A 12,029-nucleotide genomic window follows, 5' to 3' on the forward strand; every position below is an offset into this window, starting at 1 on the left:
GATATGTCAGCCGTTCGCAGCAAAATTTGTGGGATTACCCGCATAGAGGATGCGCTGGCCGCTGTAGAGGCGGGCGCCGATGCCATCGGCCTGGTGTTCTATGCCAAGAGCCCGCGTGCGGTGACGGTGGAGCAGGCAAGGGCGATCATCGCGGCGTTGCCGCCGTTCATCACCACGGTGGGGTTGTTCGTCAACGCCACGCGCGGCGAGTTGAACGAGATTCTCGAAGCGGTGCCATTGGATTTGCTGCAGTTCCACGGTGATGAAACGCCGGCCGATTGCGAAGGTTATAGCCGCCCGTGGATCAAGGCGCTGCGAGTGCGTCCGGGCGATGATCTGGAGGCCAGCTGCAAGGCTTACGCTAAAGCCAGCGGCATTCTGCTCGATACCTATGTTGCCGGCGTGCCCGGTGGAACCGGCGAAGCTTTTGACTGGTCTCTGGTTCCCGCGCAGTTGAGCAAGCCGATCATTCTGGCCGGTGGCCTGTCGGCTGCCAATGTGGCCCAGGCCATTGCCCAGGTACACCCTTATGCGGTGGATGTCAGTGGCGGGGTAGAGCAGGGCAAGGGCATCAAGGATCGCCAGAAGATCGAGGCATTCATGCAAGCTGTGCGCAGCGCATGAAAAGCTCCCGATGCGCCGATGTGACGGTTGGCAGTCTGCCACCGTCCATAACTCCGCAGCCCTGTGCTGCCGGGCCGGGTTGCAGGAACGGTCAAAATTAATCGGTGACGGCCCCGGGGCTGGTCGCTTTAAAGGTTGAGGAGGGTGCGGGTCAGGGCGGCTAGACGCTGTACGCGGGTCGCCGGGCTGCAACCTCATCGCTTCAAACATGAATTGGCTCAAGGGCATACGCGGGACTTTGTAACGCAATTGCGTTCAGGTCGCCGGTACTGGAGAAAGAAAGCATGAGCAACTGGTTAGTAGACAAACTGATCCCTTCGATCATGCGTTCCGAGGTGAAAAAAAGCTCGGTTCCCGAGGGGCTGTGGCACAAGTGCCCGTCCTGTGAGGCCGTACTCTATCGTCCGGAGCTGGAAAAGACCCTGGATGTCTGCCCCAAGTGCAACCACCACATGCGTATCGGTGCACGTGCGCGCCTGGGCATCTTCCTCGATGCCGACGGTCGTGCCGAACTGGGCGCTGATCTGGAGCCGGTGGATCGCCTCAAGTTTCGCGATGGCAAGAAATACAAGGACCGCCTGACCGCTGCCCAGAAGCAGACCGGTGAGAAGGATGCCCTGGTGTCCATGAGCGGTACGCTGCTGGGTATGCCCGTAGTGGCCTGTGCCTTCGAGTTCTCCTTCATGGGTGGCTCGATGGGTGCCATTGTCGGCGAGCGTTTCGTGCGCGCGGCCAACTACGCCCTGGAAAACCGCTGCCCGCTGGTCTGCTTTGCAGCTTCCGGTGGTGCGCGGATGCAGGAAGCGCTGATCTCGCTGATGCAGATGGCCAAGACCTCTGCGGTGCTGGCGCGTCTGCGCGAAGAAGGCCTGCCGTTCGTTTCGGTGCTGACCGACCCGGTCTACGGCGGTGTTTCCGCGAGCCTGGCGATGCTGGGTGATGTGATCGTTGCCGAGCCCAAGGCGCTGGTTGGCTTCGCCGGCCCACGCGTGATCGAGCAGACCGTGCGCGAGAAGCTGCCTGAAGGCTTCCAGCGCAGCGAATTCCTGATCGAGCATGGTGCCATCGACCTGATCATCCCGCGCCAGGAGCTGCGTCCGCGCCTGGGTAGCCTGCTGGCCCAGTTCATGGGTCTGCCGACCCCGGCCTTCGTCGCTACGCCGATCGAGCCGATGGTGGTCCCGCCGGCACCTGCCACGGTATGACGAAACGTACCCTTGGTGACTGGCTCGCCTACCTCGAGCAGTTACACCCTTCGGCCATCGACATGGGCCTGGAGCGTTCGCAAGCGGTGGCAACCCGGCTCGGGCTTGGCCGGCCGGCACCACGGGTGGTTACCGTTACCGGTACCAACGGTAAGGGTTCGACCTGTGCGTTTGTCGCGTCCTTGCTGCGCGCCCAGGGGTTGAAAGTCGGTGTCTACAGTTCGCCGCACCTGCTGCGCTACAACGAGCGGGTGCAGATCGAGGGTGTCGAGGCCAGCGATGAGGCCTTGTGCGAGGCCTTCGAGGCCATTGAGGCGGGGCGCGGCGAAATCTCCCTGACCTATTTCGAAATGGGCACCTTGGCGGCTTTCTGGCTGTTCCAGCGTTCCGGGCTCGATGCCGTGGTGCTGGAAGTCGGCCTTGGCGGGCGCCTGGATGCAGTCAATCTGGTCGATGCTGACCTGGCGCTGGTGACCAGCATCGGTATCGATCACGCCGACTGGCTTGGCGATAGCCGCGAGTCGGTGGCCTTCGAAAAGGCCGGGATCTTCCGCCAGGGCCGTCCGGCGCTGTGTGGCGATCTCGATCCCCCGCAGCCGCTGCTGGATCAGGCAACGAAACTCGCCTGTCCGTTTTTCCTGCGAGGCCGTGACTATGACCTGGGCATCACTGACCGGGACTGGCATTGGCGCGGGCTCAACGGCAAGGGGCAGAGCGTCGAATTGACGGGCTTGCCGCTGTTGGACTTGCCCATGGAAAACGCCGCGCTGGCGCTCCAGGCGTATCTGCTGCTGGATCTGCCCTGGGAAGCCAGACGGATCTCTGCGGCGCTACTGGGAACTCGCATGGTCGGTCGTCTGGATCGGCGCAACTTCAGTTGGCAAGGCAAGTCCCTGACGCTGTTGCTCGATGTCGGCCATAATCCTCATGCGGCCGACTATCTGGCTCGACGCCTGGTCGCGCGTGCGCCGAAGGGCAAGCGTCTGGCGGTATTTGGTCTATTGTCGGACAAGGACCTCGACGGCGTGTTGGAGCCCTTGCAGAGGCAGGTGCAGGAGTGGGCGGTAGCGCCTTTGCCGACCCCGCGTACCCGCCCGGCTGCAGAGTTGCAGGCCGCGCTGGAGAACCTTGGTGCCTCGGTGACGTCTCATGCAAGCGTGCAGGCTGCGCTTGAGGCGCAGTGTGCCAGGGCGATGGCCGAGGACGAAATTCTGTTGTTCGGATCATTTTACTGTGTCGGCGAGGCCCTGGAATGGCTGGCCCGTCACGCCAAGGAGGATGTGGCAGATGGCATTGCTCGATAACGTGGTCAAGCAACGCATGGTCGGCGCGCTGGTGCTGGTCGCGCTGGCAGTGATTTTCCTGCCGATGCTGTTTTCCCGTGAAGACGAGTTGCGTCAGGTGCGCGTCGAGGCGCCAGCGGCTCCGGCGACGCCGGTGATGCCGCAAGTGCAGGTCGAGCCGGTGCAGGTGCCCGAGCCGGTGCCTGCCGATGAACCGGTGCCGGACACTGCCGAAGCGGCCCCGCAGGCACCGGCCAGGCCGATCGCGCCTGTTCCGGCCGTGCCGGCGGTTCCAGCTGTTCCTGCGGTGCCCGCTGTTGCCGCTGCAAGCACGCCGGCGACTCCTGCGCCTGCACCTGCGCCCGCCACCAAGCCGACCCCCGCACAAGCTTCTGCGGCGGCCCCGGCCAAGCCTGAACCGGCGAAAAAGATCGATACCAATGGTTTGCCGGTCAGTTGGTCGGTGCAGTTGGCCAGCCTGTCCAATCGCGCCAGCGCCGATAATCTGCAAAAGACCCTGCGCAGTCAGGGGTACAATGCCTACATCCGTTCGGCCGATGGCATGAACCGGGTGTTCGTCGGGCCTTTGATCGAGCGTGCCGAAGCCGAGCGCCTGCGCGACCTGCTGGGGCGTCAACAGAACCTCAAGGGTTTTGTCGTGCGTTTCCAGCCTGAGCGCAACTGATCGGGGTTAAAGCGCACAGTACTGACAATCGCTGCTTACCGACGGGCATGGGCTCTGCTAAAATGCGCCGCCTTATCCGTCTGTAGGCTGCACTGTGGCATTTACCTGGGTTGACTGGGCGATCATCGCGATAATCGCCATCTCCGCATTGATCAGTTTGAGCCGTGGTTTCGTCAAGGAAGCCTTGTCGCTGCTCACCTGGATCATCGCCGGTGCCGTCGCCTGGATGTTCGGCGGCGGGTTGTCGCAGTATCTTGAAAGCTACATCCAGACACCGTCGGCCCGCGTGATCGCCGGGTGTGCCATTCTATTCGTCGCCACCCTGCTGGTCGGCGCGATGATCAATTTTCTAATCGGCGAACTGATTCGCGTCACCGGCCTGTCCGGGACCGATCGGTTCCTCGGCATGGCCTTCGGCGCGGCGCGTGGCGCCTTGCTGGTGGTCGTCGGCGTCGGGCTGCTGAGCCTGGGGCCGGTACAGCAGGATCACTGGTGGCAGGAGTCGAGGCTCGTGCCACAATTTCTTTTGGTTGCAGACTGGTCGAAAAACCTCATTCTGGGGATGACCAGTCAGTGGCTCGCCAGCGGAATCAGCGCACCGGCTGATCTTCCGTTCAAGGAGCACCTCCTGGGGCCCAAAACGCCTTGAGTCGTGTTCAGTACAGATTTAATCAAGTAGGGGTTGCGTCGCATGTGTGGCATCGTCGGTATCGTCGGTAAGTCGAACGTCAATCAGGCGCTGTATGACGCGCTAACCGTCCTCCAGCACCGCGGCCAGGACGCTGCCGGTATTGTGACCAGCCATGAAGGCCGGTTATTCCTGCGCAAGGACAATGGCCTGGTGCGCGATGTGTTCCAGCAGCGCCATATGCAGCGCCTGGTCGGGCACATGGGCATCGGTCATGTGCGTTACCCAACCGCGGGCAGCTCGACTTCGGCCGAAGCCCAGCCGTTCTACGTCAACTCGCCTTATGGCATCACCCTGGCGCACAACGGCAACCTGACCAACGTGGAGCAACTGGCAAAGGAGATTTACGAATCCGACCTGCGCCACGTCAACACCAGCTCCGACTCGGAAGTCCTGCTCAACGTTTTCGCCCATGAACTGGCGGTGCGCGGCAAGTTGCAGCCCACCGAAGAAGACATCTTTGCGGCCGTGACCGACGTGCACAAGCGTTGCCGTGGTGGTTATGCCGTCGTGGCGATGATCACCGGCTACGGTATCGTCGGTTTCCGCGACCCCAACGCCATTCGTCCGATCGTGTTCGGCCAGCGTCATACCGACGAAGGCGTCGAGTACATGATCGCTTCCGAAAGCGTCTCCCTGGACGTGCTGGGCTTCACCCTGATTCGCGACCTGGCACCCGGCGAAGCGGTCTACATCACTGAAGACGGCCAGTTGCACACCCGTCAGTGCGCGACCAATCCGCAGATGACTCCGTGCATTTTCGAACACGTCTACCTGGCGCGTCCGGACTCGATCATCGACGGCGTTTCGGTGTACAAGGCGCGCCTGCGAATGGGTGAGAAGCTGGCCGAGAAGATCCTGCGCGAGCGTCCGGAACACGACATCGACGTGGTCATCCCGATTCCCGACACCAGCCGTACCGCGGCGCTGGAACTGGCCAACCACCTGGGCGTGAAATTCCGCGAAGGCTTCGTCAAGAACCGCTACATCGGCCGGACCTTCATCATGCCTGGCCAGGCTGCCCGCAAAAAGTCGGTACGCCAGAAGCTCAACGCGATCGAGCTGGAATTCCGCGGCAAGAACGTGATGCTGGTGGATGACTCCATCGTGCGCGGCACCACCTGCAAGCAGATCATCCAGATGGCCCGCGAAGCCGGCGCCAAGAACGTCTACTTCTGCTCGGCTGCACCTGCGGTACGTTTCCCGAACGTCTACGGCATCGACATGCCGAGCGCTCACGAGCTGATCGCCCACAACCGCAGCACTCAGGACGTTGCCGACCTGATCGGTGCCGACTGGCTGGTCTACCAGGACCTGCCGGACCTGATCGAAGCCGTCGGCGGTGGCAAGATCAAGATCGAGCACTTCGACTGCGCGGTGTTCGACGGCAAGTACGTGACCGGGGATGTCGACGAGGCTTACCTGAACAAGATCGAGCAGGCGCGCAACGACGCCTCCAAGGTCAAGACCCAGGTCGTCAGTGCGATCATCGATCTCTACAACAACTAAATAGGAGCAGGCGGCATGACACAGGAATGGGATGCCGGGCGACTGGACAGCGACCTGGAAGGGGTCGCTTTCGACACACTCGCCGTTCGTGCCGGCCAGCACCGCACGCCGGAAGGTGAACACGGCGATCCGCTGTTCTTCACCTCCAGCTATGTATTCCGCACGGCGGCCGATGCCGCTGCGCGGTTTGCGGGCGAAGTGCCGGGCAACGTTTATTCGCGTTACACCAACCCGACCGTGCGCGCGTTCGAAGAGCGCATTGCGGCCCTGGAAGGGGCAGAACAGGCGGTTGCGACTTCAACCGGCATGTCGGCGATCCTGTCCACGGTGATGAGCCTGTGCAGCGCCGGCGACCATGTGCTGGTGTCGCAGAGCGTGTTCGGCTCCACCATCAGTCTGTTCGAAAAGTACTTCAAGCGCTTCGGCGTGCAGGTCGACTATGTGCCGCTGGCTGATCTGTCGGGCTGGGAAAAGGCCATGAAGGCCAATACCCGCCTGCTGTTTGTCGAATCGCCGTCCAATCCGCTGGCCGAGCTGGTGGATATCGCCGCCCTGGCTGAAGTGGCGCACGCCAAAGGTGCGCTGCTGGTTGTGGATAACTGCTTCTGCACGCCGGCGCTGGCGCAGCCGCTCAAGCTCGGTGCCGACATCGTCGTGCACTCGGCGACGAAGTTCATCGACGGTCAGGGCCGTTGCATGGGCGGAGTGGTGGCCGGTCGCAGCGAGCAGATGAAGGAAGTGGTCGGTTTCCTGCGTACCGCCGGGCCGTCCCTGAGCCCCTTCAATGCCTGGATTTTCCTCAAGGGTCTGGAAACTCTCAACCTGCGCATGCGGGCACATTGTGCCAATGCCCAGGTGCTGGCCGAGTGGCTGGAGCAGCAGGACGGCATCGAGAAGGTGCACTTTGCCGGGCTCGAGAGCCATCCGCAGCATGAACTGGCCAAGCGTCAGATGCGTGGCTTCGGTGCGGTGGTGAGTTTCGAGGTCAAGGGGGGCAAGGAGGGCGCCTGGCGCTTTATCGACGCAACCCGGTTGATCTCGATTACCGCCAACCTGGGCGACAGCAAGACCACCATCACCCATCCGGCAACAACCTCCCATGGTCGTCTCACGCCGCAAGAACGCGCTGCGGCGGGGATTCGCGACAGCCTGATCCGGGTGGCGGTGGGCCTTGAAGACGTTGCCGACCTGCAGGCGGATCTGGCCCGCGGGCTGGCTGCCTTGTGATCGATTGGTCCTCGCAGCGCGCAAGCCATAACGGCCGTGTCGCGCTGGTGACCGGTGCGGCCCGGGGGATCGGCATGGGCATCGCCGCCTGGCTGATCAGCGAAGGCTGGCAGGTGGTGCTCACCGACGTGGACCGCTCGCGCGGTTTCAAGGTGGCCAAGGCACTCGGGGAGAATGCATGGTTCGTGACCATGGATGTCGCCGACGAGAAGCAGGTCATCAATGGGGTGGCACAGGTGCTGGGCCAGTTTGGCCGGCTCGATGCCCTGGTGTGCAATGCGGCGATCGCCGACCCGCACAACACGACCCTGGAGAGCCTCGAGCTTGCCCACTGGAATCGGGTGCTGGCGGTCAACCTCGGTGGGCCGATGTTGCTGGCCAAGCATTGTGCGCCCTATCTGCGCGCCCATTGCGGGGCCATCGTCAACCTGGCGTCGACCCGTGCCGGGCAATCGGAACCCGATACCGAAGCCTATGCGGCGAGCAAGGGCGGTTTGCTGGCCCTGACCCACGCGCTGGCAATCAGCCTTGGCCCGGAAATCCGGGTCAATGCGGTGAGCCCGGGCTGGATCGATGTGCGCGACCCGTCGCAGCGCCGTGCAGAGCCCTTGACCGAGGCCGATCATGCCCAGCATCCGGCTGGCAGGGTGGGAACGGTCGAAGACGTGGCGGCGATGGTTGCCTGGTTGCTGTCGAAGAATGCCGGGTTCGTCACCGGACAGGAGTTTGTGGTCGACGGCGGTATGACCAAGAAGATGATCTACACGTAATTACATGCTTCAAATGGCCTTTTTGAAAAAAACTTCATACGGGCTATTGACTTAGGTTCGGTACCTGCGTAAATTTCGCGGCCTCAGCGAAGCAAAGGGTGATTAGCTCAGCCGGGAGAGCATCTGCCTTACAAGCAGAGGGTCGGCGGTTCGATCCCGTCATCACCCACCACTTCCTGAGAAGTTCCTGACCCAGGCACTTTCGAAAGAAAGCGCCAATTGAGAGGAACCGGACGCAAGTCCACATCGCGCAGCGGTAGTTCAGTCGGTTAGAATACCGGCCTGTCACGCCGGGGGTCGCGGGTTCGAGTCCCGTCCGCTGCGCCACTTTTCTCCAGGTCGGATTAACGTCCGGTTTGAGGTTTGAGGGTACCGAAACCTTCAGGCCAGATCCCAGTTTCAATCGGGCGCAAGTCCGAGCGATACGCAGCGGTAGTTCAGTCGGTTAGAATACCGGCCTGTCACGCCGGGGGTCGCGGGTTCGAGTCCCGTCCGCTGCGCCATACTCGCTTCAAGGCCCTTGAACTCCTTGAAGCAACAAGAAAAGCGACCTCCGGGTCGCTTTTTTTGTTTTTGTCCAAGGCAAATGAGACAATTTCACACTTTGATCCTCTAATGTGTTGCACAATTGGTGCAGACCGTTACCCCCAGGATTTGCAATGTTCAATAAAACCGGCTTCGGTGCGCTTGCGCTGGCACTCGTGCTGGCAGGAGCTTCAGGCTGCTCCTCGCAGAAATCAGCCATCTACGAACACGAAAACTTCGACGATTCCGGCACTTTCTCGCGGTCCTATCCGGTCAGCGAGTCGACGTCCTGTGAAGCGGCGCGGCGAGCCTTGCTCAGCCAGGGCTATATCATCACCAGCAGCGATCCCAAGCTTGTCAGCGGGCACAAGAGCTTTCAGCAGACCGGCGAATCGCACATGGAGATCAGCTTCAACGTGGTCTGTGCCGCCGATGGCAGCGATGAGCACCGTTCCACCATCTTCGCCAATGCCCTGCAGGACCGTTATGCCCTGAAGAAGGTGAACAACTCGGCCAGCGTGGGTGTCGGTGTGTTGGGCTCGGTCTCGATGCCGATAGGCTCGTCCGATGATTCGATGGTCAAGGTTGCCAGCGAAACCGTCGCTGCGTCCAAGTTCTACGAGCGCTACTTTGCCCTGGTGGAAAGCTTCCTGCCGGCCGATGCCAAGAAAGCCGCGCACATTCCCGACAAGCCCAAGAGCGACCTGGGCGTACCGGAGCCGACGCCTGCTGCCGCGCCATTGGCACCCGCGGCCAAGGCCGAAGCAAAGCCTGAGGCAGCCCCTGGTGCCGATGAAGGCTCGATGTCCCAGCCTGTGACGCCACCGGCAGAACCCGAGCCGATCTCGGCCCAGGCGCCCGCAGCGCCCGCTGCAGAACAAAACGTGCCGGTAGAGTCGTCCGAAACGCCAGCGGTGACCGAAGCAAAGCCTTAGGGTGATAAATTTTCCCCAGCCTGCTACGTTTAAGTCCAGGAGGGCATCACTGTCACAATGGCTTCATGGGGGAGCATTAGGGTGATGTCCAGGGTCGATCCAACGAACGACCGAAACATGATCCTGGAGATAGGTTATGGACGATTATCAAGAAGAGTTGCTCGAGTATCAGGCATTCGAGCTCGATCCACCGGAGCCGGCCGAAGACGCTACCGAGCTCTAGGCTGACTGCCGCTGGCTGCGCCGGAACTCTCCCGGCGTCTGGTTGCTCCAGCGCTTGAAGGCACGCTGGAAGGCTTCGGCCGAAGCAAAGCCAAGCAAATAGGCGATCTCGCCGAATGCCAGTTCCGTATCGCGGATGTAGGTCATGGCCAGGTCGCGGCGGGTGTCGTTGAGAATGGCGCGGAACTGCGTACCTTCATCCGCCAGCTTGCGGCGCAGGGTCCAGGTCGGCAGTTTCAGCCGTGCCGCCACTTCTTCCAGGTCCGGTTCACGGCCACCATTGAGCAAGGGTCCCAGCAACTGAGTGATGCGTTCGCGCAGGCTTCGGGTTCGGGTCAGCTGCTCCAGTTCCTTTTCACACAATTGCAGCAGGTGCCGCCAGGTACTTGGGCAATGTGCTGCATTGCGCAGGTTAAGGCTGGCATGACTCAGGCGTAGCTGATTGTCGTGCGCGCCAAAGACGATGGGGCAATGGCTCAGTGCCTGATACTCGCCGGCGTAGGTGGGCGCCTCGAACTCTATCTCGACGCGTTCGGCCAGCAGGGTGCTGCCTGCCAGGCTCGACAATTGCGCCAGCCAGCCGCCAAGGATCGAGTCGACCACGAAACGGTTGTAGGTGTTGTAGGGGCTGATCGAATAGAAGCGCAACCAGGCGCCCTGGCTGTCTTCGTGAAAGCTCGATTGACCGCGGTAGTTGGAGGCGTACAGCGGCTCGAAGCGAATCAGGGTGCGCGCGGCTTCGCGCACGTTCGGCGCCTGGGCGGCGGTAACACCGGCCAGGCCTGCCTCGCTCAGGCGGCTGCACATGCCCATGTGCAGGCCCAAGGCAGGATTGTCGGTCAGTTGAATCGCCGCATGCCCAAGGCGCATATAGCGTGGTATCGACAGGCGCGCACAGGGCTCGGCCAGGCGTGCGCCGTCCAGGCCGTATTGTTCGAGCAGTGCGGTCGGGTCCTGGCCCATGCTGCGCACCGCATTCGCCAGGCTGTGGATAAAGCCTACCGACAAGTCGCCCAGACGCACCCTTGGTTGATTCATGGACTTATAACCAGAGATTGATCAGGCGCGCGCCGCGCCGGTTGTTGCCGCTATTGACCAGGCCGTGGAGGGTGCCGAAGCTTTGCCCTTCGTTGGCCTGGTCCCAGAATTGCCCGCGCATGAACACGCTCATGCCGGCAACGGCGGTGCTGATCGGCGGTTGGCCGGTCAGGGTCAGGCGATGCCAGGCTTCGCCTTCGCTGACTTCTCCGGGTTTCAGGTTGCTCTGCTCAGGCACCGAGCGGCTGGCGTAACCACGCCAGGGTCGCGACCAATGCCCCTTGCCACTGACAAAAGCCGGGACCGCGATCAACTGCGCGGCCTGGGCGTTGAGCTGGCTGTAATTGGCGGGGTACCAGCTGTCTCTGCCGATCAGCACGCCCAGGCGTCCGGCCGGGGTGTCAACGACGTGCAGGAGCGGCTCGCCGCTGGCGCGGATGTAGCGGCGCTCTTCCTTGCCCGGGTAAAGCTGGCGTTGTGGCTGCCCAAGTGGCGTGCCGTCGCTGCCGAACACCAGGCTGCTGTTGTACAGCGCACCGCCGCCGACGCGCAGGGTGCCGTTTTCCAGGTGTGGATCGGGCAGGACAATGGAGCCTGCGACCAGTGTCACGCCGAATTCCCGGGCCAGGCCGCCGAACAGTTCCTGGTAGTCCTCGGCCATGCGCCGGGCCTTCATGCGCAGGCGGGCGTCTTCCAGGCGGTTTTCACCCTTGGCGCCCAGCAGTGCAGCCATGAATTTCAACGGATTGCTCAAGGCGAGCCATTGCATGGCCTCTTCCCGATGATTGGCGCGGTACAGCTCGTCTTTCTCGCCCCGGGCCCACAGCCAGGTACCCACGTGTTCGGGCAGGACGACGACTGTCTTGGCGTTGAGCAAGCCCTTGGCGCGGGCTTGTTCGAAGTAAGCCGCGAGTTTGCGATGCAGGCGCGTGAGGCTCTGGTAGTCGCCGGGAAACAGTTCGGGTTCGATGCCCAGCAGGTTGCCGCGGTCTGCGGGCACGCCTTCGTCGAGCGCCACCTGGATGCGCAGGTCGGAAAGGTAGTGGCCAATGGGCCGATGCGTCGTCCACAGCCCGTAGCTGATCAACACAGCTATGGCGAGGAGGGCGACGAGGGAAATCAGGAATCTGCGCATGGAGCGGATGGATCAACGTGTTCTGGAGTCTGCATTAGGGTAGTCGTGCTGCGCATTAGGATCAATAACTTGTCATTTTCGGTCATTGAGTGTGTGGGCACAGCCCTTTAATGTCGGCTGCAGATAACCGACGGGGCCCGCCACTTTCGGCGAGGTGCCCGCATCCCGTGATATTGCTTGCTG

The 12,029-nt window shown here is 62.1% G+C and carries 11 protein-coding genes and 3 tRNA genes; 12 read left to right on the forward strand and 2 right to left on the reverse strand.

Annotated elements, in window-relative coordinates; genetic code table 11:
• The first annotated feature begins 3 nt into the window (after window positions 1-3).
• The 12 genes from F2S13_RS14355 (at window position 4) to F2S13_RS14410 (ending at window position 9,451) form a co-directional block, all read left to right on the forward strand.
• A complete protein-coding gene (locus tag F2S13_RS14355) occupies window positions 4-624 on the forward strand; it encodes a phosphoribosylanthranilate isomerase (protein ID WP_166361854.1) in 621 nt (206 codons plus the stop codon).
• A gap of 284 nt (window positions 625-908) precedes the next feature.
• Window positions 909-1,829, forward strand: a complete 921-nt coding sequence (accD, locus tag F2S13_RS14360; RefSeq protein ID WP_166361856.1) for an acetyl-CoA carboxylase, carboxyltransferase subunit beta — start codon at window positions 909-911, stop codon at window positions 1,827-1,829.
• Window positions 1,826-3,133: a bifunctional tetrahydrofolate synthase/dihydrofolate synthase gene (folC, locus tag F2S13_RS14365; protein WP_166361858.1), complete on the forward strand. Its 1,308-nt coding sequence runs from the start codon at window positions 1,826-1,828 to the stop codon at window positions 3,131-3,133. Before accD ends, folC begins: the two co-directional genes overlap by 4 nt.
• On the forward strand, window positions 3,117-3,797 hold the full coding sequence (locus F2S13_RS14370) for an SPOR domain-containing protein (RefSeq protein WP_166361860.1): 681 nt from the start codon (window positions 3,117-3,119) through the stop codon (window positions 3,795-3,797). The genes folC and F2S13_RS14370 overlap by 17 nt, the downstream gene beginning before the upstream one ends.
• A 94-nt stretch (window positions 3,798-3,891) precedes the next feature.
• Window positions 3,892-4,446, forward strand: coding sequence for a CvpA family protein (locus F2S13_RS14375; protein WP_166361862.1), 555 nt, complete (start codon window positions 3,892-3,894; stop codon window positions 4,444-4,446).
• 42 nt (window positions 4,447-4,488) lie between these two features.
• The gene (purF, locus tag F2S13_RS14380) at window positions 4,489-5,994 is read left to right on the forward strand and encodes an amidophosphoribosyltransferase (protein ID WP_166361864.1); all 1,506 of its coding nucleotides are present in this window, start codon (window positions 4,489-4,491) and stop codon (window positions 5,992-5,994) included.
• A gap of 15 nt (window positions 5,995-6,009) precedes the next feature.
• On the forward strand, window positions 6,010-7,221 hold the full coding sequence (locus tag F2S13_RS14385) for an O-succinylhomoserine sulfhydrylase (RefSeq protein ID WP_166361866.1): 1,212 nt from the start codon (window positions 6,010-6,012) through the stop codon (window positions 7,219-7,221).
• Entirely contained in the window at window positions 7,218-7,991 is a 774-nt protein-coding gene (locus F2S13_RS14390; protein WP_166361868.1) for an SDR family oxidoreductase, read from the forward strand. Before F2S13_RS14385 ends, F2S13_RS14390 begins: the two co-directional genes overlap by 4 nt.
• 96 nt (window positions 7,992-8,087) lie before the next feature.
• A tRNA-Val gene (locus F2S13_RS14395) sits at window positions 8,088-8,163 on the forward strand.
• Window positions 8,164-8,241: 78 nt separating this feature from the next.
• Window positions 8,242-8,318: transfer RNA gene (locus F2S13_RS14400), tRNA-Asp, on the forward strand.
• A gap of 99 nt (window positions 8,319-8,417) precedes the next feature.
• Window positions 8,418-8,494 (forward strand) — tRNA-Asp (locus tag F2S13_RS14405).
• 156 nt (window positions 8,495-8,650) lie between these two features.
• Window positions 8,651-9,451, forward strand: coding sequence for a DUF2242 domain-containing protein (locus tag F2S13_RS14410; RefSeq protein ID WP_166361870.1), 801 nt, complete (start codon window positions 8,651-8,653; stop codon window positions 9,449-9,451).
• Window positions 9,452-9,670: 219 nt separating this feature from the next.
• Here the strand turns inward: F2S13_RS14410 and F2S13_RS14415 are convergent, their stop codons facing one another.
• Both F2S13_RS14415 and F2S13_RS14420 read right to left on the reverse strand, forming a co-directional pair.
• Window positions 9,671-10,711 (reverse strand): AraC family transcriptional regulator, encoded by a 1,041-nt coding sequence (locus tag F2S13_RS14415; RefSeq protein ID WP_166361872.1) that lies wholly within the window; start codon window positions 10,709-10,711, stop codon window positions 9,671-9,673.
• 4 nt (window positions 10,712-10,715) lie between these two features.
• Window positions 10,716-11,846 (reverse strand): carbon-nitrogen hydrolase family protein, encoded by a 1,131-nt coding sequence (locus F2S13_RS14420; protein ID WP_166361874.1) that lies wholly within the window; start codon window positions 11,844-11,846, stop codon window positions 10,716-10,718.
• Between the last annotated feature and the right edge of the window lie 183 nt (window positions 11,847-12,029).

Origin of the sequence: Pseudomonas akapageensis, from assembly GCF_011355085.1 — a bacterium.
GTDB lineage: Bacteria > Pseudomonadota > Gammaproteobacteria > Pseudomonadales > Pseudomonadaceae > Aquipseudomonas > Aquipseudomonas akapageensis.

What these genes read in the sequence shown, in the direction of transcription:
- F2S13_RS14355 (WP_166361854.1), top strand. Translation starts at nt 4, where the DNA reads ATGTCAGCCGTTCGCAGCAAAATTTGTGGGATTACCCGCATAGAGGAT.
- accD (WP_166361856.1), top strand. Translation starts at nt 909, where the DNA reads ATGAGCAACTGGTTAGTAGACAAACTGATCCCTTCGATCATGCGTTCC.
- folC (WP_166361858.1), top strand. Translation starts at nt 1,826, where the DNA reads ATGACGAAACGTACCCTTGGTGACTGGCTCGCCTACCTCGAGCAGTTA.
- F2S13_RS14370 (WP_166361860.1), top strand. Translation starts at nt 3,117, where the DNA reads ATGGCATTGCTCGATAACGTGGTCAAGCAACGCATGGTCGGCGCGCTG.
- purF (WP_166361864.1), top strand. Translation starts at nt 4,489, where the DNA reads ATGTGTGGCATCGTCGGTATCGTCGGTAAGTCGAACGTCAATCAGGCG.
- F2S13_RS14385 (WP_166361866.1), top strand. Translation starts at nt 6,010, where the DNA reads ATGACACAGGAATGGGATGCCGGGCGACTGGACAGCGACCTGGAAGGG.
- F2S13_RS14410 (WP_166361870.1), top strand. Translation starts at nt 8,651, where the DNA reads ATGTTCAATAAAACCGGCTTCGGTGCGCTTGCGCTGGCACTCGTGCTG.
- F2S13_RS14415 (WP_166361872.1), bottom strand. Translation starts at nt 10,711, where the DNA reads ATGAATCAACCAAGGGTGCGTCTGGGCGACTTGTCGGTAGGCTTTATC.
- F2S13_RS14420 (WP_166361874.1), bottom strand. Translation starts at nt 11,846, where the DNA reads ATGCGCAGATTCCTGATTTCCCTCGTCGCCCTCCTCGCCATAGCTGTG.